The following is an 18,380-nucleotide window of genomic DNA, read 5'->3' as shown; positions in this document are numbered from 1 at the left end:
GACTGAGTGTAGTGGCGCGAAGGTTGCGTACGCGCAACTCCCGAAGTGAAGCATGTCCGCTAACGGGAGGGGCTTGCTCGGGGGCCGATTACCGCGCGTGGCGTGTCGGCTGGCCGTGCGCTCGCCGGTACCTTCAGGTTCATGACTGACGCGGAGGAATGGACGCCTGAGAGGTTGCTCCGAGACGGCCTGGGCGAGGTCGATCTGGACTCGCCCAGTGGGACGAAGTTCTCGCGACTCGAGTACTACCTGGGAAGTGTTGCTGGCATCCGAGCGACTCGCGTTGCCGCAATTCAAATCGGTAGGGCGGCCGAGTTGGCTGGTCAGCTGGACCGTTCGACCCGGGTCGAGAACGCTGAGCTTGTAGTGGTGGTCTTTCCTTCAGCTGACACCGATCGCGCTGTAAGTGCGCTGCGCGAGTACCTGCGCTCGAACGACACGCCCGCCGCGCTTCTTCTCGGCCAGGGTGAGTTTGGCTGGGACGTCACTTGGGTCGGCATGCAGATCGGAGCCGAGATCACGTCCGCCGAAGAGGTGGCCAAGTTCTTCGGGAAGTCGTTAGAGCGTGTCGTGGTCAAGGGGCGGAAGGTGAGAACGCCTGCACAGCGGCTAGTGATCGACGACCGAATCCGGCGGATGCTTCGGTTATCGGTGCGGTCCAGTAAGGCAGTAATGTTGGTGGGCCCGCCCGGAACAGGGAAGACGCAGCTGGTTGGCGAACTCGTCGATGAGATCGGCAGGGAGCCAGAGTCCTTCGGGATGGGGCTCGTACACAACCCACTCATCGTTACTCCGGACGAGTCATGGACCACCCGAGATCTGGTTGGTGGCGACACCGTTGACGACGACGGGCATTTGCGATTCAGCCCGGGGCACGTGCTGGAAGCCATTGCAGAAGATCAGTGGCTGGTCCTCGATGAGGCCAATCGCGCTGATCTGGACCGAATCTTCGGAGGGTTGCTGACGTGGCTCTCTGGCAAGGAGGTCATGGTTGGGCGAGTCAGTCCAGATCCGAGGTCGAGCCCGATCATCCTTACCTGGGGTACGAAGCCGGAAAGCGTTGTAGTCGGGGAAGAACGCCTTCGAGCGGAAGGCTCATCGAACGAGCCGATCTACTACGTGGCTGGGACTGACTGGCGACTCATCGGTACCTACAACGCTGTCGATGCGCAGCGCGTGTTCCGGTTCGGTCAGGCGCTCGGTCGACGCTTCAGTCATGTTCCGGTGTCAGCCCCGGTAGGTGACGAGTTCTCCGCAGCCCTCAGGAACAGGATCGCTGGGGCCGACGCACAAGTGCCAGAGCCGCAAGCAGAGCGTCTTCGCGGCATTCTGGAACGTATCTATGCTGCTCAAGTCGACGTTCTGGACCCGATGGGGCCTGCGGCGCTCCTTGATGTTTCCGACTATGTGGCTTCGGGGCTGCTGGCAGATGCTGAGTCTGGCCTCACGCAGTTGGTTGCCGAGGGCTATCTGGCGTGCATGGGATCTTGGCTGTCCGGCTACGACGGAAGCAGGTTGGGCAGGCTAGGGACTGTGCTGGGCTCAACTGCGGTGCTGGGTGATCAGTGGGATTGGCTGCTTGACCACCTGAAGGCTCTTCGATGACGAAGAAGCTGTCCTTTCCCGAGGACGGTCTTGTGGAGCTTTTCCGTAGCTGGTCCGGTAAGGGTGAGCTGTATGCGGGCTTGGCCGCGGTCCTCAGCGAGGATGACTTCGAGTGGACGGAGAAGGATGTCGAGCGTCGAGCACACCTCATCCTCTTTGAGCAATGCCGGCCTTTGGTTGAGCAGCTACCCACGAACGTTCAGGACTGGTTGAAGGTCTTACCCGTTGTCAGTCAAGCGGAAACGGTGCGCAGCCGGTCTCCGCGGGGAGCCATTGACTGGCCGGCTACTCGACGGCAGGGGTGGCCGCCGACCGAACTTTTCGGCCGCGCCCGTCGACGTGGGGTGGACGACGAACTACTGAGTACCTTGCGCTGGACGGTCGAGCGTCTCATTGCAGTACACCTGCATGCGAAGGAGATGCGTCCTACGATCGGAAAGAAGGTGCAAGTACAGCTGTCCACTTTGGACGAGTTGGCGGCGACGCCGGAACTGCAAGCTGTGGAAGCTGAGTCACCGGATCGACTGATGGTCGAGGGAATTCGGCGGGCCGGACCATTGTGGCGGGTCGTCGGGGACCTGGCCGACCTGCTCCGGCAGGAAGAAACCAGTGACCTGGCTCGGCTTGCTGCTGAGTTGCTGACTCCTGACGACGAGATCAGGTGGCGGCTTTTTCACCTTTGCGTATTAGGAACGATGCTTGGTGTGCTGCGCGAGCAGAAATGTCGGCCGGTTAGCCGTCGTCCGCTGGCTGGGCGCTCGCGCGGTCCTGCGTTTCGAGTTGAAGTTCCTGGCGCTGCGCCGTGGGATTTATGGTTCGAAGCGGCGGAAATCTGGGACTTCACCAAGAACACCGAACCCTACGTCGAGGCGACCCGCGGGTTGGTGCGCCGTGGCTACGTTCGGGGTGCGGATTTGTTCCTGATAGACCATGCGAACAAGCGTGGGGTGGTCATTGAATGCAAGTACACCAACAAAGGTGAGTACTTGCGGAGCGGGTACGACCAGGCTCTCGCCTATCTGGTTGAGGCCAGGACGTTGCTCATGGACGAGGGTGAGGCGTTTGTCGTAGCGCCGATCGAGGCGGTCCCAAAAGTAGGGGTGGGGCACACGATGGCAGGTCCGCTCAGATACTGCGCGCCTGAACATCTCAAGGACGAGTTGGCGCGGGTTTTCTCCAGCTGGCTGGCTAGCTAGCCTCCGAAGACGCTGGTCAGGGCCTCCCTGACCAATCCAGCCAGGTCCGCCTCCCCGTCCGTCTCCGCCCACCGAAGCAGCGCCACATGTGCCGCCCCCAGGCACGCCATAGCCGTAGCCCGCACCTGAAACTCCTCCTCGGGCGAAGAAGAACCGAGAGAAGCCACGATCGCATCCGCCGTCGCGTACTGGCTGTCCAGGTGTCGCGCCCGTAGCGCCGGCACCGAGATCATCAGTCGTAGCCGCGCCAGCAGGAAAGCCTTCTCCTGCGAAGACCCCAAAGCGGCGGTCGACTCCAGCGCGCGCCCGATCCGCAGGGGCAAAGGGCCAGGAGGCTGCTCAAGCACGGCGGAAGCGGTCACGGGGTCGTACTCGTCGTAGAGGACCAGGTCCTCCTTCGTCGGGAAGTGCCGGTAGACCGTCATCGCCGAGACGCCGGCGGCCGCGGCGACGTCGGCGACGGTGGTCGCGTCGTAGCCGACGTCGGTGAAGAGACGGATGGCGTGCGTCTGGATGGCGAGCCGGGTCTCGGCACGCTGGCGGTCTCGGAGGCTCACGTGGTAGACACTATCAAAGTGTTAGTAACTAACATCTGGGGTGTGCATGAAGACGGCATTGGTGACCGGGGCGTCGCGGGGGATCGGGGCGGCGATCGCGCGGAGGCTCGAGAAGGACGGCATACGAACCATCAAACTGTCGAGTGAGCAGGCCGACTTGTCGACCATGGCGGGAGTCGACAACGCCCTCGAGGGCATCGACAGCCTGGACATCCTGGTCAACAACGCGGCCGCCCAGCCGGCAGGCCCGATCGAGACGGACACGCCCGAAAGCTTCGACCGCCTGATGGCGGTGAACGTGAAAGCGCCGTACTTCCTCATCCAGCGAGCACCGCTGAACGACGGCGGCCGCATCGTCAACGTCTCGTCGGTCGCGACCAGGATGGCCAACCCCGCCCAGACGTCCTTCGCGATGACCAAGGGCGCGCTCGAGACGATGAGCCGCACCCTCGCCCACCAGCTCGGACCGCGCGGGATCACGGTCAACGTCGTCGCGCCGGGCGCCACCAGGACCGCGGACAACGGCGAGATCTTCACGCCGGAGCTGGAGGCCGCCATCAAAACCCTCACCGCGCACCGGAGGCTCGGTACAGCGGAGGACATAGCGGACGTCGTCGCCTTCCTCGCCTCCGACGACGCCCGGTGGGTGACCGGGCAGGTCCTCGACGCGAGCGGTGGGTTGTTCCTCGGTCCTCCGGGCCAAGGCGCAGAATAGGCCGGTGACGTGGTTCAGCGAGGACGAACTCCGCAGGCAGGCCGGTGACGTCTCCTTCGCGCGCGGCGCCAAGTACCTGGAGTCGGTCGAGACGCTGGACGACGTCGCGGGCGGGGTCACGGCGGTGGTCAGCGGCACCGACCGGTACACGGTCCGGTTGCGCGACGTCGACGGCGAGCTGGTCGGCGAGTGCACCTGCCCGCACGCGGCGGACGGCTTCTTCTGCAAGCACTGCGTGGCCGTCGGGTTGCTGGTCCTCGAGGGCGTGGCGGACGGCGGCGCGGCCGACATCCGCGGGTACGTCGAGACCCTGGACCGCGCCGAGCTGATCGAGCTGCTCGTCGGGCACGCGAACGAGGACCCGGCCCTGTTCCGCAAACTCTCGCTCAAGGCGGGCCGCGGCGACCTCGACGCGTTGCGGCGTCATGTCGAGCGAACGTTGCGGTTGCGCGGTTTCGTCGGCTTCCAGGGCACGGTCGCGTACACCGAGAAGGTGCGCGAGGTGCTCGCCACCGCCAGGGAACTCATGGACGGGCCGCTGCTGTGCCGCGTCGTCGAGCTGGTGGTGGAGGCGCTGGACTTCGTCGAGGACTCGTTCGGCGCGCTCGGCGACGAGGCGCGGGGCGCCCTCGCGTTGTACGCGGAGGCCTGCGCGGACTCGCCGCCGGAGCCCAAGGAGCTCGCGGAGTGGCTGCTGCGGCTGGACCTCGACGGCTCCGGCCGGGTCGACGTGAACATCGCGGACTTCACCGCGAGCCTCGGTTTCGAGGGGCTCGCGGTGTTCCGCGCCGGTGTCGAGGAGCGGTGGAGGCTCGACGACGGAGAAGACCCGTACCGCAGCCGCAAACTCCAGCGGCTGCGTGAAGGGTTCGCCGCGATGCGGAACTGGAAAGCCTAGAACCGCTGACGGTTGCGGTACAGCTCCTCCAGATCCCGTCGCCCCGCCTGGTCGCCGGTGTCGGCGGCCGCGCGGAACCAGTGCTCGGCCTCCTGGAAGTTCCCGTGGTCGGCGGCGAGCCTGCCGAGGTTGGTGTACGCGGGGACGCTGCCGAGCTCCGCGGCCTTCCGGTACCAGGCGGTGGCCTCGCCGGGATCGTTCCGGTCGTTGGCCAGCACGCCCAGGTTCGTCATCGCGGCGGCGTCGCCCCGTTTGGCGGCCTTGAGATACCAGTGTTCGGCGGCGTCGAGTTCGCCTCGGCGGTGCAGCACCACGCCGAGGCGGACGGCGGCGTCGGGGGCGCCGGCGGCCGCGGCGGCGTGGTAGCAGCTTTCGGCGCGCGTGAGGTCGCCCCGTTGCTGGGCCTGGTGGCCGAGTTTGATCAGCGACGTCGCGTCGGCTTCTTCGCTCGCCTTGCGCCACCAGGGATCCGCTTCGGAGGTCCGGCCGGTGTCGCAGAGCACGGCGCCCAGCGTGATCATTCCTTCGACGTTGCCCGCCTCCGCGGCGTCGCCAGCCCAGTACTCGGCTTCCTGGAGTTCGCCACGCCGGTGCAGTGACCGCGCCAGTTCCGCCATCGCCTCGACCCGGCCCTCGACGGCGGCACGCCGCCACCAGTCCTCGGCGGCGTCCGAATCCCCTCGTCGTGCGCAGAGATTTCCCAGATGCGACATGGCATGCGAATCACCGGCCGTCGCCGCTTCCCGATACCAGCGTTCGGCCTGTTCCGGCACGCCGCGCTCGGTCAGGAGACGCGCCAGGTTGCCCATCGCGACCCTGTCCCCGCCCTCGGCGGCCTTCCGGAACCACGCCTCCGCCTCGTCGAGATCGCCGCGCTCCAACGCGGTGGATCCCATACGTGCCATGGCGATCACGTGCCCGCGTTCCGCGGCCTTCCGGTTCAGATAGTCGTCGACCCGGGTGTTCCACTTACGTTTTCCGTCGCCCACAAGCCCGCTCCTTCCGGCAGCGTTCCTGGGGTAGTCGCAGCTCAGGGCTTCGATGTGACAACATCGCGGCAACGACTACCCGGCGAACCCGGGCTCAAGCGGACAGTGATGATCGACCGATGATGGACTGTGTCTTCGTGCCGTACACCGCGCACGGGCATGTGAATCCGATGCTCCCCGTCGTGGTCGAACTGGTGGCCAGGGGACACCGGGTGCGGGTGGTCCTCTCCGGCACCCGATTCGAAGACGTCGTACGCCGGACAGGTGCCGAACCGGTGGTCTCGCCGCCGGACCATGTCGTGCGGGTGGCGCCGACGGCGCGGCCGCCGGAGATCGCCGCGTGGATCCGGAACCGGACGCGCCGCCGGATCGCCTGGTCCGCGGCTGCCCGCCGCTGCGAGCGGGAGTTCGCCGCCGCCCGGCCCGACCTGGTGATCGCCGACCCGGCGGTCCCGTGGGCGCGCCGTCTCGCGCGGCGGCACGCCCTGCCGGTCGTCACGTTCTGGACGACCCACGCCGGCACCGCGGCCGGTTCCGGCCCGGCGCTGGTCAACGCCCTGCCCGAACTCCAACCGCGGGCGCACCGCTTCAGCTTCGTGGGGCCGTTGATCGCGCCGGTCACCACCGAGGACTGCCCGGCGCCCGACGGCCCGACGTTGCTGGTGTCGCCCGGCACCGTCTTCGCCAGGACACCGGAATTCTTCCGGCGGATCGCGCGGGCGTTCTCGGGCACGGAATGGACCGTGCTGATCGCGACCTCGCACACCCCGCCGTCCGCGCTGGGGCCGTTGCCCGGCAACGTGATCGCGCGCCGCTGGCTGCCGCAACGGCAGCTGCTGCCCAGGGTCGACGCGTTCCTGACCCACGGTGGGATGAACTCCGTCCAGGAGGCGCTGGCCCAGGGGGCGCGGATGCTGGTCACGCCTCGGAGCCGGGAGCAGCGCGCCACCGCGCGCAGACTCGCGGAACTGGGGCTCGCCCATGTCTGGGATCCGGCGACCTCGCTCGTGCCGGGCGTCGAGCGCCTGCTCCGGGACGGCCGAGTCCTGGCGAACACGACGTCGATGCGGTCGCGGCTGGCGACGTATCCGGCCGCGTCGCTGGCCGCCGACGCGCTCCAGGAAGCGAACGGGAAGTACTGAAGTCATCACGCTGCGAGATCACCTCGCGGTAGGGTCGGAGCCGATGCCCGAGGGGGGAAGGAGCGGCTCCGTGCTCGCAGAGATGCGAAATCCGTATTTCGTGGACCGAGGCCCCGAACGCGCCGAATTCCGGCGGCGCAACGAAGAGGCGCGTTCCACCGGGCAGCCTCATCTGATCTTGTTCACCGGCCCCCAAGGCGTCGGGAAGACCGTGCTGGCCACGGAGGTCTGTCACGAAATCGCCGAGCACTACGAGATCGTGCTCTTCTGCGACACACAGGGTTCGGCGGGTACGAAGGGGCGTCTGGAGGCCCCGGAGATCGCTTTGCACCTTCTCGAAGACCTCGGGGTGGTCGGAGAAGCCATGCCGGCCAGGGACGAGCGCCGGATCGCGGCCCTGCGCGCCCGGCTCGCCGGACGCAAGGTACTGCTGTACCTGGACGACGTCGCCACGGCCGACCAGGTGGTGCCGCTGCTGTTCGCCTCGCCCCAGCTCGCCGTGGTCGTCACCAGCCGAAGCAGTTTCGACAAGCTGCGGATGAACGGTTTCACCACATCGACGGTCAAGACCTTCGGGCCGGAGGCGGCCGCCGAACTGGTCGTCAAGCGCACCGGCACCATGGTCGGCGCTCGCGAGATCGAGGCCGTCAACCGGATCTGCGAAGGGCTGCCTCTCGCCCTTTCCGTCGCCGCGGTGCGGCTGGGCGACACGGGAGGCACCCCCGCTGAGTACGTCGCGGAGCTGAGTGCCGGAAATCCCTTGTCCGCCCTCGAACTCGACGACGAGCGCCCGGTCCTCAAGATCTTCGACCTCGCCTACGCGGAACTGACCGAGGAAGAGCGGTTCGCGTTCAAGGCCTTGAGCCTGCTCCCCGGCGTCGATTTCGGGACGGCCATCGCCGCGGCCGTCCTCGGCCGGGCGGCGCCCCACACCAAGCGCCTGCTGGAACGGCTCACCAAGGGCAGCCTGATCGAACGCACCGGCCCCGGCAGGTACCGCTATCACAGCCTCCTTCGCGAATTCGCCAAGGACAAGGCGCTCTCCGAGTTCGACGAGTCCGTTTTCGCCGGCATCGCCACGAAGGCCGTCCAGTGGAACTGGCGGCTGGCCGTTTCGCTGGACAAGACGCTGTCGAACCGGCCCGCCCCGATCCAGGCGGAAAGCCACTACGCCGAGATCGAGGCCTTCGAAGGCGACGCCTGGGCCGAGTTCACGAAGGAATGGCCCAATATCTTGGCCGCCGCCAAGGAGGCCCGCGCGCTGCCGACCGAGGAGCTCGGCGTGATCTTCCCGTTCTCCTTGTGGTACTTCGGTTATCAGACGAAGCGGCACGACGACGTCATCGACGCCTATCACGAGATCCTCGGCCGCTGGACGGAACCGCCGGATCGCTGGCAGGTCCTCCGTGACCTCACCGGGCTTCACGAGGCCGCCGGAGAATTCGATCAGACCGACGCGTATGTCAAGGCGGCCCTGGAAGTCGACTATCCGCCGGGGCGGCAGAGCACCTACGACTGGTACGCCCTGGCCCAGGAAGCCCGCGGCAACCACGAATTCGCGCTCGAGCTCTTCGGGAAGTCGCGGGAAGCGGTGGCCTCGATGGAGGTCTCGCGGCAACCGCGGGCGCTGGCGCTGCTCGACCTGCACACCGGCCGGGTGCTGTTCAAGCTCGGCCGCTTCGAGGACGCCCGCGGACCCGCGGCGGCGGCCTGGGAATTCTTCCGGACCGCCGACCGCGAAGAGGCCAACAAGGCGTTTTCGGGCGGCCGGCTCGGCCTGATCCTGCACGCACTCGGCGAGGACGCCGAGGAGTTGCTGGTCCCGGCGTTGGCCCTCTTCGAACGATTGGGAATGGCGAAGCAGGCCGAGGAGATCCGCGCCGTTCTCAGCGAAGAGTGACGCCGAGGCCGTAGCGGCCCGAGCCGAGTTCGACCGTGATCGACGGAGTGAGCTCCTCCAGAGGATGCCCGTCGTCCAGCCAAGCGCGGACGACGGAGGCGTGCACCTCGGTGGGACCTGGGCCGGAGACTTCGACACGTCGCCCCGACGGCGCCGTCACGACGCTCTTCCCCTCGCCGAGGACAGCACCGACCACTCCAGCGCGCAGTCCGGCGACGGCGTCCGTGCCGGTCAGCACCGAGGCTCCCGAGCGGATCGAGCGGAGCGGGTGGTCGTCCGGGCAGGACAGGTGCGGATCGGCCCCGGCCCCACGCCGAAGCTCGGCCGGATACCTGGTCAGCCGGACGAGCCGCCCGGCACGGTCGGTTTCGTGGTGGACTTCGGCGGCGACGCGGTGCGACGGCAGGATCGCGAGCCGAGGGGCGGGCGCCGGACCGAGCGGGATCTCGTTCGTGGGCTCGGAAAGGCCGAGAACCCGGTAGAAGACGCCGCGGAGCCGCTGGAGTGACTCGCCGGGGACCGAGGTGACAAGTTCGGCGACCCCCGCGAAATCGCCCGGGCGGTACTCGTCGAGGACGCGCCTGACCTGAGGGAGCAGCGGGCGCCGCCGGTCGAGACGGCGCGCGGTCTCGCCGAGAACGGAGATGGCCGTTCCCGGCGCGACATCGTCGTCGCCGAAAGCCGCCAGCGCCGTCGGTCTCCCCAGCGCCGCACCGTATCCCGTCACCGATCCGTGGTCGCCGACGATCAGGTCGGCGGCGGCGAGCCCCGCCTGCCAATCGTCCACTTCGGACAGAACGACCAGGCCGGAACGGACACAGTCGGCCAGCCACGTGTTCAGCTGCCACGGACTGTGCCCGTGCCGGACGTTGGGGTGCACGACGGCGAGCACCTGGAACTCGTCGATGGGCAGCGCGGCGAGCAGGTTCCTGAGGAAATCCGGCCAGGAGCCGAGCAGGGCGTTCGACCACCATGTCGACGAGGTCAGGACGACCTCGCGGTCACCGGAACCCAGCGCTTCGCGATACCGTTCGCGGTACGGCAGGCCGGCGAGAATCCGGTCATAGCAAGGATCTCCGGCGACCACGGCCTTCCCGGCGGCGGCGGGCACCGTCTCGGTGAGCAGGTCCAGCTGAGCGGTGTGGGAGAGGACGAACGCTTCGGCGATCGGTTCGCCGTCGTGCAGCAACCATTGTGGCGAAAGGCCGAAGATCTGCCGATTTCCGGATTCTCGGTTTCCGGGCGAGTATTTCGTATATCCGATTCCGTGCGAAAGAACGACCTTGGGGCCGGTCATATCGGTGATCCCGCCGTGATGGCTCGCCGTGACGACCAGGTCGAACTCGTACCGTTCGGCCTCCGCCCAGGGAATGACGGCCATGCCCAACGTGTCGAGAAGTTCGCGCAGGCCGTGCCGGAACGGATCCCCGGCGCAGGTGAACACCACCTGGACGCGGAAATCGTTCTCGAAGGCGGGAAGCACGTCCAGCAGCCGGGTCACCGTGGTGACGTTGTGCGCGATCACGAGGACTCGGCGGCGGACCGCGACGGTCGCCCACTTCGCCGTCTTGATGCCGACCAGTGCCTCGTTCACGGCCTGACCGTAGCCGATCCGGCGAAGGTGGCCTGGATCACGTTGCTCGGTGTCATCGCCGTGTCGCACCCGGTTCCCTCACGCCGCGAGGTGATACTCGGGCGCTCCCAACCCCGTCGAAAGGAACCGCGCGGTGGCCACGCGTACCAGCCAGATGACCACGGCACAGCGGCTGCTCCTGCTGATCACCCTCGCCGCCGTCGTACTCGCGGTCTTCTGGTTCGTGAGCGGCAAGGGCGACGCGCTGCAGCCGAAGCCCGCCAACCCCGCGAGCGCCGCCGACGCGCGCAAGCAGCTGGACGAGCTCACCGTCGCGCCGCGCGGTTCGATGGACGGCTACGACCGCAAGAAGTACCCGCACTGGGACAACCAGGGGAACAACTGCAACACCCGCGAGTTCGTGCTCAAGCGTGACGGCAAGGACGTCAAGGCCGGTTCCGACTGCGCCCCGACCTCCGGCAGCTGGACGAGCATCTACGACGGCGAGACCTGGACGAAGCCGACCGACGTCGACATCGACCACATGGTCCCGCTCGCGCAGAGCTGGGTCAGCGGCGCGAAGTCGTGGACCGACGAGAAGCGGCGCCAGTTCGCGAACGACCTGACCCGCCCGCAGCTGTTCGCCGTCACCGACAACGTCAACCAGGAGAAGAGCGACAAGGCGCCGGACCAGTGGAAGCCGCCGCTCGTCTCGTTCTGGTGCACCTACGCCACCGACTGGATCACCGTGAAGCACTACTACGGCCTCACGATCACCACCGCCGAGAAGAGCGCGCTCAGCGACATGCTCGGTCGTTGCTGATCCGCCCGAATTCGGGTTGGCTGGGGCGATGGCGACCTTCGTACTGATCCACGGCGGTGGCGGCAGCGCCTGGGACTTCCACATCCTCGAGGCGGAGCTGACCGGCCGCGGGCACGACGTCGTCGCGGTGAACCTGCCGATCGACGACGAGAAGGCCGGTTTCCCGGAGCACGTCGACGCCGTCGTGAACGCGATCGGCGACCGCGAGGACCTGGTGATACTGGGCCATTCCTACGGCGGCTTCACCGCGCCGCTCGTCGCCGGGAAGCTGACGGCGCGGCTGCTCGTGATGCTGACGCCGATGATCCCCAAACCGGGCGAGACACCCGGGGATTGGTGGAGCAACACGGGTTTCGAGGACGCGAAGGACCTCACCGACGAGGAGAAGTTCTACAACGGTGTCCCCTCGGACATCGTCGCGGAGGCGGGCTCGCACGGCCGGAACCAGGTCAGCGCCGAATGGGCACAGCCGTGGCCGCTGGACGAGTGGCCGGACGTCCCGACGAAGGTGCTCATCGGGCGCGAAGACCGCTTCTTCACGCCCGAGTTCCAGCGCCGGGTCGTCCGGGACAGGCTCGGCTTCGCCCCCGACGAGATCGACGGCTCCCACTCCGTGCCCCTGAGCCACCCCAAGGAACTGGCGGACCGGCTGGAGTCCTATCTCAGCGTCTAGTAGGTGAACCCGCGTCCGCGATCGACGGCGACCTGGTCGTCCAGGTCGCGAATGCCACTTTCGCCCGGGCGACCGGCCCTACCAGCGGTCCAGCCGCATGACCTCTTCGAGCGGCTGACGCGGGGCCGGCTTGAAGGTGTCACCGGTGTAGAACGCCGTCGGGATGAGCGCGGCCTGGTGCACGTTCTCCGGCAGGCCGAGGATCTCCGCGGCCTCCTTCTCGTACGCGAGGTGCAGCGTCGTCCACGCCGTGCCGAGCGTGACGGCCCGCGCCGCGAGCATGTAACTCCACGCCGCGGGCAGCAGGTTCCCCCATAGACCCGCCTGGTTGCCGGCGGGCAGCTCCGCGCTGTTCGTCTCCAAGCACGGGATGACGTGCACGGGCACCTCGCCCATCTTGTCGGCCAGGTACTCGACACTGGAGCCGACGCGCTTCTGCACCTTCGACCGCCGGGGGTCGTCCGCGAACAGTTTCCCGGCCGCGTGCGGGGAATCCAGGTACTCGCGGCACGCCCGCTGATACAGCTTGCCGAGCTCGGCCCGCTGCCCGGGATCGGTGATCACGAGCCAGTGCCAGCGCTGCGTGTTCGACCCGCTCGGCGCCTGCAGCGCCACCTGGAGGGCGTGTTTGACCAGTTCGAGAGGCACCGGCCGGGTCAGGTCCAGTCGTTTGCGGACGGTCCGGGTGGTCGTCAGCAGCTCTTCGGGCGTCATCCGGCGATTATGTCGTTATGATCCGCTGGTGGGGAGGCCGCCGCGCGAACGAGGGATGGGCACTTTGCTCAGGCACGTCCTCGAAGTGACCGAGGCGGACGTCGCCGCGTTCTTCGAGGACATCGGGCTGGGGGACTACCGCCCGCGGTTCACGCCGTTCGTCCGCGCGATCGTCACGCACGGGCCGCTGCCCATCCGCGACCTCGCCGCCGAAGTCGGCGTGACCCATTCCGCGGCCAGCCAGACGATCGCGCAGATGGCGCGCCAGGACCTCGTCTCGCTTCGGCCCGGTGCCGACGCCCGGCAGCGGATCGTTTCGCTGACCGAGAAGACACGGCGCCTGATGCCGACGCTCGAAGCCGAATGGGCGGCGACCAGCGCCGCGGCCGCGCAGCTGGAAGCCGAACTGCCGTACCCGCTCAGGGAGGTGCTGGTCGCCGCCGTCGAGGCCTTGGAGCGGAAATCGCTCCGGGAACGCATCGCCGAAACGGACGCGGCGCTCAAGCTGGGGCGTCTGCCCGGTCGAGACTGAACACGGCCCAGACGTACTTCCCGCCGGAGCAGAGCTCGTGGCCCCAATCGTCGGACAACGCGTGCACCAGCTGGAGACCGCGGCTGCGCGCCGCCATCGGCGACGGCTCCTTCAGCTTCGGCCGCCCCGATCCGGAATCGAAGACCCGCAGGGTGAGCCTGCCGCCGGAGTATTCGACTTCGAGCCTGTCCGGCTTCTCGCCGTGCTCGAAGGCGTTCGTGACCAGCTCGGAGGTCGCCAGGAGGACATCGTCGACCGCCGGGCCGTCGAGGCCGAAGTCCGCCAGAGTCGCTCGCACCGCCTGCCGCGCGACGGCCGGTGCCGTCACATCGACCGGCAGGGGGAGGGAGACCACCGGCAACGAGCCCTCCGATCGGGTCTTGGACATCGTCATGGTTCCGCACCTCCCCTCACGAGAGACTCCCAGATCCGCTGTTCGCCTCCCAGATACCCACAAGGGCCGTCGACGAATCAGGTCCCGTTCGTGAGTTCGGTCTCGCTCAGACCTTCCCGCAGTTTCTTGAGCGTGGCGGCCAGCAATCTTGACACCTGCATCTGGGAAACACCGACACGGCGGGCGATGTCCGACTGGCTCATCCCGGACCCGAACCGCAGCGCGACGATCTTGCGCTCACGGTCGGGCAGCCGTTCCAGCATCGGCCGCAGCGCCTCGCGCAGCTCCGCCTGGCTCAGGTTGGCGTCGGCCTCGCCGAAGCGGGTGTGCGCCGAGTTCTCCAGGAGGTTGTCCAGCGAGGCTCCGTACCGGCCCTGGCCGGCACGGAGACCCTCGTAGACCTCGTCGATCGGGACGCCGAGATGGGCGGCGATCTCACTGGGCTTCGGCGCGCGGGAGAGCCGGATCGTCAGCTCTTCGCGCACGGCCGAGATGTTCGCGTTCAGCTCCTTGAGGCGCCGGGGCACCCGCACCGACCAGCTGTTGTCGCGGAAGTGGTGCCGCAGCTCGCCGGAGATGGTGGGGACCGCGAAGGCCAGGAAGTCACTCCCCTGGCCGGGGTCGAACCGGTCGACGGCGTGGATCAACCCGATCGTCGCGATCTGGACCAGATCCTCCATCGACTCGTCCCGGTTGCGGAACTTGCGCGCCAGATTGCGCGCGAGTTCGAGGTGCGCGCGCACCAGCTCGTCCCGCAGCGCTTCGCGTTCGGGAGCGCCTTGGGGCAGCGCGCACATGCGCTCGAACAGGGCCGGGACGTCCGCGCCGTCTTGCTCGACGGGTTCGGTCACGGCCGGGCCGCCTCGCTCTCCCGGACGAGTTCCACCCTGGACAGGTAGCCGCCGTCGGCCGGGGTGACACTCCGCCGCGCGGACGTCGCCAGCGCGGTGAGCAGCTGCCAGGACAGACCGGTCTCGTCGTCGGGTTCCGGGGAGTCCGAAAGCACCGAGACGGTCACCTCGATCCGCCCGTCCTTCCACGAGAAAACGCAGTTCAGGTGCCCGTCGGCGGCCGAGGGGAGCAGCATGGAGCACGCCTCGTCCACCGCCATCCGGAGGTCTTCGACGGCGTCCAGGTCGAAGTCCTGGCGCATCGCGATGTCCGCGACGATCGTCCGGAGAGTCGGTACCACGTGCGGTACCGCGGCCGTGCGTACCTCGATGAGTTGAGCGCCCTCCCCGCTGGGCGGGGTGTTGTCCACCACGTGTGTTCCTCTCTCGAGCTGCGCTGCCGATCGGTCAGATGCCCTGGGTGTGAGCAAACCAAACCCACGTTTGAGCCGCGCAGGGGGCGGGCATGTAACCGGCGACAAACGATCTCCTGGGAAGGCGGGGACCGACATGGCTGACGTGAGCCGGCTGCCGAACGTGGTGGCGGAAGAGTGGGATTGGCAGCTCCGTGGGTCGTGCCGAGGCGCCGACAGCAGCTTGTTCTTCCACACGGACAACGAGCGTGGTTCGGCCCGCGAGCGGCGCGAATCGCGGGCCAAGGCCATCTGCCACACCTGCCCCGTGCTGGCGCAGTGCCGCAAGCACGCGCTCTCGGTGCAGGAGCCGTACGGCATCTGGGGTGGACTGGGCGAGATCGAGCGCCGCGAGCTGTTCCTCCGCGAGCGCCGCGCCGAGCGCAAGGCCTTGACCGCGCATTGAGCGCGTCCCGGGCACCGGTCGGCGACGCGCGCGACGGCGATCGTGGCGCCCCGTCCGTACTGGGTTAGGGTTGGGACTGTCGTTGCGGGGACAGCCACGCCTACCCGCCGAAGAAGAGCGTGCGTCCGTGTCCGGACTGGGCGCGGCCGTCGCTTGAGACCACAGGCGCGTTCCGGCGCTGAGCGTCGGTTCTCACCTGATGAGGAGAATGTGCATGCCCGCAGCGGACCAGAACACCACGCCGCCCGGTTTCAGCATCACGCTGGACGCCGACGCGTCTGAACCGCGTGTGGTGGTCACCGGTGAGCTCGACCTGCTGACGAGCCCGCAGCTTCAGGAGACCCTCGGGGCCCTGATCACCGACAAACCGTCGGGTCGGGTGGTCGCCGACCTGACCGGCGTGACGTTCTTCGACTCCTCGGCGCTGAACGTGGTGCTCCAGGCACAGCGTCAGGCCGCCGAGAAGGAGGTCGAGCTCGAACTGGTGCCCAGCCCGCAGGTGAGCCGAGTGATCGAGCTCACCGGCGTCGCCGAGCACCTCAGCGTGTCGGAGGAGCCTCCCGCCTGATCCCCCGATACGGTCGTGGGCTCGTGATCCGCGACACCTGGGGGCAGCACGATGATGGGGCGGACGCATGCCCTGACCGGATGGTGCGCGGGCCTCGCGCTCGCACCCGCGGTCGGGGCGGGCACGGTGCACCAGGCGGTCGTGTTCGCCGCGACCACGGCCGGATTCGCTCTCCTGCCCGATCTGGACCATCCGGGCGCTCGCGCGTCAAAGCTGCTCGGCTGGTTCACCGGCGCGATCTCCTGGCTGCTTCGCCGGGTTTCGGCGGCTCTCTACGCGCTGACCAAGGGACCGCGCGACGAGAAGGTCACCGGTAAGCACCGGCACCTCTCGCACACCGTCCTGTTCGCCGTCGGCCTCGGCTTCCTGACCTCCTGGGGTACCGCCGAGGGCGGACCATGGGCCGTGTTCGGTGTCGTCGTCCTCGGCCTGCTGCTCGCGGAAGGCGCGCTCGGCGACTGGCTCCTGCCGGTCAGCGGCGCCGCGGTCGGTTGGTGGGTGTGGACCGCCCCACCGGACAAGGCGGCGCAACTGGCGGAGATCTCCGGCTGGCTCGGCATCGCCGTCGCGGCCGGGTGTTTCGTGCACTGCCTCGGGGACGCGCTGACCGAGTCCGGCTGTCCGTTCCTGTTCCCGATCCCGATCGCGGGCGAGACCTGGTACGAGATCCGGCCGCCGAAGCCGCTGCGGTTCCGCACCGGCAAGAAGGTGGAGAACCGGCTGATCTTCCCGGTGTTCGCGGTCGCCGCGGTGGTGCTGATCCCGGGTGTCTGGGAGTACCTCTTCACCACGGTCCAAGGACTGCTCACACCGGACGGGACGCAGACCGCGGTCCACTGAGCTGTGCCCTGGGCCGACCGCTCTCCTTCACCTTCGCGACCCGGCCGCCGGTGCCGCGCCCAGAGCCCGGCGAGTAGTGAAGGCCTCCTTGCCTACCTTGAGGGTAGGCAAGGAGGCCTTCACGGAATGCCCTCGTCACCGGCGGCGTTGAATCGGAACGCCGGACCCGGTTGAGGAGGGGGAACAGTGGACAAGCCCGTGCTGCGCGCCGACGCGCGCCGCAACCGAGCGAAGGTGCTCGCGGCCGCCGAAGAGGCCTTCGCCGTCGACGGCCTCGCCGTCCCCCTCGACGAGATCGCCCGGATCGCCGGCGTCGGCGCGGGCACCGTCTACCGGCATTTCCCCAGCAAGGAAGCGCTCTTCCAAGCCGTCGTCGTGGACCGGCTCGAACAGTTCGCGCGGGAAGCACGCGAACTGCTGACCGCCGAAGACCCCGGCGAAGCGTTCTTCGACTTCTTCAAACGCGTCGTCCAGCAGGCGTCGCGCAACCGGGCACTCTGCGACGCGCTCGCCGAGACGACCGGGCTGGGTTTCAAGGCGAGCGCGGGCGACGAGTTCCGCTCGGCGACGCAGGCGCTGCTGGCGCAGGCACAGGCCGCGGGCGCGGTGCGCGAGGACATCGACGGCGACGATCTGCGCGCCCTGATCGCCGGTTGCCTCGCCGCCGAACGGTACTCACTCGAAGAGCGGCATCTCGTGCGGATCATTGTCGACGGATTGCGCACGCTGCGTAACAAAACGTAAGATCAACGCGAGAAGTCCTCGTACCTGCGCTTCGCGTGGCGAGGGGGTGCCGGATGTTCGGTCAGGGTCCCACCACCGGTCCCGTCACGGTCGCGGCCATCGCCGGCCTCGCGACCGGGCTGCTCGTCGCCGCCCTCCTGGTGGCAAGCCGCGAGCCGCAGCGCCGCGTGTACGAAACCGGCACGACCCCGTCCCCGGCCACGACCTCCCGTTCGGTCGGGCCGGTCACGGTCACCGTGCCGGGCAGCGCCCCGGAACCGCTCGTCATCACCCGCACCAACACACCGGCGCCGCGCACGGTGACCAGGACCGTGACGCCTTCACTCACCTCGACGGCACTTCCGACCAGTACGACCACGGGGTTCCGAAGCGACTGATGCAACCAGGGCGGCCTTCGCCTCGTCTGCCCGGTATGCGGCGACTTCCCGTTTTCCTGCTCCTGCTCGCGACCTTGACCGCGTGCGATTCCGGTGAGAAGGCCTGCCCGGCCATCGGCCTGGCGGAGGGGATCTCCCTCGACATCCCGCCGGAAGTGGCCGCCGGTATCACCCGCGTGTCGCTGGAGTTGTGCTGGGCGGGTGACTGTGTGACCGAGTCCGCGCCCGGTGGCGAGCACGTCTTCATCCCGACCCGGGGCTTGCCGACCACGCCGGTCCGGACCACGGTGACCCTCGACGACGGGAAACCCCACGTACTCGACGTGACGCCGGTGATCGCCTATCCGGCGGGCGAGGCGTGCGGAGGCGGCGTGCCGACCGCGAAACTGGTCGCGACACCCGGCGGCGAAGTACGGCAAGTACCGTGAAGG

General features: G+C 68.2%; 22 protein-coding genes. 15 read left to right on the top strand and 7 right to left on the bottom strand.

From position 1 onward, the window contains the following. Nucleotides 1-141 precede the first annotated feature (141 nt). Nucleotides 142-1,605: an AAA family ATPase gene (locus AC069I_RS04565; protein ID WP_478264851.1), complete on the top strand. Its 1,464-nt coding sequence runs from the start codon at nucleotides 142-144 to the stop codon at nucleotides 1,603-1,605. Then, the gene (locus AC069I_RS04560; protein ID WP_478264850.1) at nucleotides 1,602-2,801 is read left to right on the top strand and encodes a hypothetical protein; all 1,200 of its coding nucleotides are present in this window, start codon (nucleotides 1,602-1,604) and stop codon (nucleotides 2,799-2,801) included. Before AC069I_RS04565 ends, AC069I_RS04560 begins: the two co-directional genes overlap by 4 nt. On the opposite strand, the gene AC069I_RS04555 is transcribed toward AC069I_RS04560, so the two are convergent. Beyond that, nucleotides 2,798-3,358, bottom strand: a complete 561-nt coding sequence (locus AC069I_RS04555) for a TetR/AcrR family transcriptional regulator (RefSeq protein ID WP_478264849.1) — start codon at nucleotides 3,356-3,358, stop codon at nucleotides 2,798-2,800. The two genes, AC069I_RS04560 and AC069I_RS04555, sit on opposite strands and share 4 nt — an antisense overlap. A 46-nt stretch (nucleotides 3,359-3,404) precedes the next feature. On the opposite strand from AC069I_RS04555, the gene AC069I_RS04550 reads away from it, so the two are divergent. Both AC069I_RS04550 and AC069I_RS04545 read left to right on the top strand, forming a co-directional pair. After that, a complete protein-coding gene (locus AC069I_RS04550) occupies nucleotides 3,405-4,073 on the top strand; it encodes an SDR family oxidoreductase (protein WP_478264848.1) in 669 nt (222 codons plus the stop codon). Nucleotides 4,074-4,077: 4 nt separating this feature from the next. Continuing rightward, entirely contained in the window at nucleotides 4,078-4,971 is an 894-nt protein-coding gene (locus tag AC069I_RS04545; protein ID WP_478264847.1) for an SWIM zinc finger family protein, read from the top strand. Here AC069I_RS04545 and AC069I_RS04540 read toward each other — a convergent pair. Continuing rightward, complete coding sequence (locus tag AC069I_RS04540; RefSeq protein ID WP_478223674.1) at nucleotides 4,968-5,960, bottom strand: tetratricopeptide repeat protein; 993 nt, start codon at nucleotides 5,958-5,960, stop codon at nucleotides 4,968-4,970. The genes AC069I_RS04545 and AC069I_RS04540 overlap by 4 nt on opposite strands. Nucleotides 5,961-6,079: 119 nt before the next feature. On the opposite strand from AC069I_RS04540, the gene AC069I_RS04535 reads away from it, so the two are divergent. Together AC069I_RS04535 and AC069I_RS04530 are read left to right on the top strand one after the other, a co-directional pair. Beyond that, nucleotides 6,080-7,102, top strand: coding sequence for a nucleotide disphospho-sugar-binding domain-containing protein (locus AC069I_RS04535; protein WP_478231254.1), 1,023 nt, complete (start codon nucleotides 6,080-6,082; stop codon nucleotides 7,100-7,102). A 70-nt stretch (nucleotides 7,103-7,172) separates the two neighbouring features. Then, nucleotides 7,173-9,002: an NB-ARC domain-containing protein gene (locus tag AC069I_RS04530; protein ID WP_478264846.1), complete on the top strand. Its 1,830-nt coding sequence runs from the start codon at nucleotides 7,173-7,175 to the stop codon at nucleotides 9,000-9,002. Here AC069I_RS04530 and AC069I_RS04525 read toward each other — a convergent pair. After that, complete coding sequence (locus AC069I_RS04525) at nucleotides 8,989-10,596, bottom strand: hypothetical protein (RefSeq protein WP_478264845.1); 1,608 nt, start codon at nucleotides 10,594-10,596, stop codon at nucleotides 8,989-8,991. The two genes, AC069I_RS04530 and AC069I_RS04525, sit on opposite strands and share 14 nt — an antisense overlap. Before the next feature lie 133 nt (nucleotides 10,597-10,729). On the opposite strand from AC069I_RS04525, the gene AC069I_RS04520 reads away from it, so the two are divergent. Further along, on the top strand, nucleotides 10,730-11,398 hold the full coding sequence (locus AC069I_RS04520) for an HNH endonuclease family protein (RefSeq protein ID WP_038507695.1): 669 nt from the start codon (nucleotides 10,730-10,732) through the stop codon (nucleotides 11,396-11,398). A 28-nt stretch (nucleotides 11,399-11,426) separates the two neighbouring features. After that, a complete protein-coding gene (locus AC069I_RS04515; protein WP_478223668.1) occupies nucleotides 11,427-12,071 on the top strand; it encodes an alpha/beta hydrolase in 645 nt (214 codons plus the stop codon). Between the two features lie 78 nt (nucleotides 12,072-12,149). Here the strand turns inward: AC069I_RS04515 and AC069I_RS04510 are convergent, their stop codons facing one another. After that, nucleotides 12,150-12,785 (bottom strand): nitroreductase family protein, encoded by a 636-nt coding sequence (locus AC069I_RS04510; protein ID WP_478223667.1) that lies wholly within the window; start codon nucleotides 12,783-12,785, stop codon nucleotides 12,150-12,152. A gap of 55 nt (nucleotides 12,786-12,840) precedes the next feature. On the opposite strand from AC069I_RS04510, the gene AC069I_RS04505 reads away from it, so the two are divergent. Then, entirely contained in the window at nucleotides 12,841-13,317 is a 477-nt protein-coding gene (locus AC069I_RS04505) for a MarR family transcriptional regulator (protein WP_478224427.1), read from the top strand. On the opposite strand, the gene AC069I_RS04500 is transcribed toward AC069I_RS04505, so the two are convergent. The 3 genes from AC069I_RS04500 to AC069I_RS04490 all read right to left on the bottom strand — a co-directional run bounded on the left by AC069I_RS04500 (nucleotide 13,286) and on the right by AC069I_RS04490 (nucleotide 14,975). Further along, nucleotides 13,286-13,711, bottom strand: coding sequence for an ATP-binding protein (locus tag AC069I_RS04500; protein ID WP_478223666.1), 426 nt, complete (start codon nucleotides 13,709-13,711; stop codon nucleotides 13,286-13,288). The two genes, AC069I_RS04505 and AC069I_RS04500, sit on opposite strands and share 32 nt — an antisense overlap. Before the next feature lie 77 nt (nucleotides 13,712-13,788). Beyond that, entirely contained in the window at nucleotides 13,789-14,562 is a 774-nt protein-coding gene (locus AC069I_RS04495; protein WP_478264844.1) for a SigB/SigF/SigG family RNA polymerase sigma factor, read from the bottom strand. Further along, complete coding sequence (locus AC069I_RS04490; protein ID WP_478223664.1) at nucleotides 14,559-14,975, bottom strand: anti-sigma factor; 417 nt, start codon at nucleotides 14,973-14,975, stop codon at nucleotides 14,559-14,561. The genes AC069I_RS04495 and AC069I_RS04490 overlap by 4 nt, the downstream gene beginning before the upstream one ends. A 136-nt stretch (nucleotides 14,976-15,111) precedes the next feature. Here AC069I_RS04490 and AC069I_RS04485 point away from each other — a divergent pair, with 136 nt between their 5' ends. The 6 genes from AC069I_RS04485 (at nucleotide 15,112) to AC069I_RS04460 (ending at nucleotide 18,377) form a co-directional block, all read left to right on the top strand. Continuing rightward, entirely contained in the window at nucleotides 15,112-15,420 is a 309-nt protein-coding gene (locus AC069I_RS04485; RefSeq protein ID WP_478231260.1) for a WhiB family transcriptional regulator, read from the top strand. 214 nt (nucleotides 15,421-15,634) lie between these two features. Next, entirely contained in the window at nucleotides 15,635-15,988 is a 354-nt protein-coding gene (locus AC069I_RS04480; protein ID WP_126732363.1) for an STAS domain-containing protein, read from the top strand. A gap of 54 nt (nucleotides 15,989-16,042) precedes the next feature. Continuing rightward, the gene (locus tag AC069I_RS04475) at nucleotides 16,043-16,828 is read left to right on the top strand and encodes a metal-dependent hydrolase (protein ID WP_395862365.1); all 786 of its coding nucleotides are present in this window, start codon (nucleotides 16,043-16,045) and stop codon (nucleotides 16,826-16,828) included. Between the two features lie 186 nt (nucleotides 16,829-17,014). After that, nucleotides 17,015-17,572 (top strand): TetR/AcrR family transcriptional regulator, encoded by a 558-nt coding sequence (locus AC069I_RS04470; RefSeq protein WP_478264843.1) that lies wholly within the window; start codon nucleotides 17,015-17,017, stop codon nucleotides 17,570-17,572. 53 nt (nucleotides 17,573-17,625) lie between these two features. Continuing rightward, on the top strand, nucleotides 17,626-17,949 hold the full coding sequence (locus AC069I_RS04465; RefSeq protein ID WP_478223661.1) for a hypothetical protein: 324 nt from the start codon (nucleotides 17,626-17,628) through the stop codon (nucleotides 17,947-17,949). A 35-nt stretch (nucleotides 17,950-17,984) separates the two neighbouring features. Then, nucleotides 17,985-18,377, top strand: coding sequence for a hypothetical protein (locus tag AC069I_RS04460; protein ID WP_478223660.1), 393 nt, complete (start codon nucleotides 17,985-17,987; stop codon nucleotides 18,375-18,377). The last annotated feature ends 3 nt before the right edge of the window (nucleotides 18,378-18,380 follow it).

This window comes from Amycolatopsis sp. NPDC043885, from assembly GCF_056435685.1.
Note: the sequence above shows the minus strand (reverse complement) of the source record. Positions and strands in the feature narration are given on the sequence as shown.

Excerpts from the sequence above, each read along its gene's own strand:
- AC069I_RS04480 (WP_126732363.1), top strand. The coding sequence starts at position 15,635 with ATGCCCGCAGCGGACCAGAACACCACGCCGCCCGGTTTCAGCATCACG.
- AC069I_RS04465 (WP_478223661.1), top strand. The coding sequence starts at position 17,626 with ATGTTCGGTCAGGGTCCCACCACCGGTCCCGTCACGGTCGCGGCCATC.
- AC069I_RS04535 (WP_478231254.1), top strand. The coding sequence starts at position 6,080 with ATGATGGACTGTGTCTTCGTGCCGTACACCGCGCACGGGCATGTGAAT.
- AC069I_RS04505 (WP_478224427.1), top strand. The coding sequence starts at position 12,841 with ATGGGCACTTTGCTCAGGCACGTCCTCGAAGTGACCGAGGCGGACGTC.
- AC069I_RS04475 (WP_395862365.1), top strand. The coding sequence starts at position 16,043 with ATGGGGCGGACGCATGCCCTGACCGGATGGTGCGCGGGCCTCGCGCTC.
- AC069I_RS04510 (WP_478223667.1), bottom strand. The coding sequence starts at position 12,785 with ATGACGCCCGAAGAGCTGCTGACGACCACCCGGACCGTCCGCAAACGA.
- AC069I_RS04485 (WP_478231260.1), top strand. The coding sequence starts at position 15,112 with ATGGCTGACGTGAGCCGGCTGCCGAACGTGGTGGCGGAAGAGTGGGAT.
- AC069I_RS04560 (WP_478264850.1), top strand. The coding sequence starts at position 1,602 with ATGACGAAGAAGCTGTCCTTTCCCGAGGACGGTCTTGTGGAGCTTTTC.
- AC069I_RS04460 (WP_478223660.1), top strand. The coding sequence starts at position 17,985 with ATGCGGCGACTTCCCGTTTTCCTGCTCCTGCTCGCGACCTTGACCGCG.
- AC069I_RS04500 (WP_478223666.1), bottom strand. The coding sequence starts at position 13,711 with ATGACGATGTCCAAGACCCGATCGGAGGGCTCGTTGCCGGTGGTCTCC.
- AC069I_RS04565 (WP_478264851.1), top strand. The coding sequence starts at position 142 with ATGACTGACGCGGAGGAATGGACGCCTGAGAGGTTGCTCCGAGACGGC.
- AC069I_RS04515 (WP_478223668.1), top strand. The coding sequence starts at position 11,427 with ATGGCGACCTTCGTACTGATCCACGGCGGTGGCGGCAGCGCCTGGGAC.
- AC069I_RS04550 (WP_478264848.1), top strand. The coding sequence starts at position 3,405 with ATGAAGACGGCATTGGTGACCGGGGCGTCGCGGGGGATCGGGGCGGCG.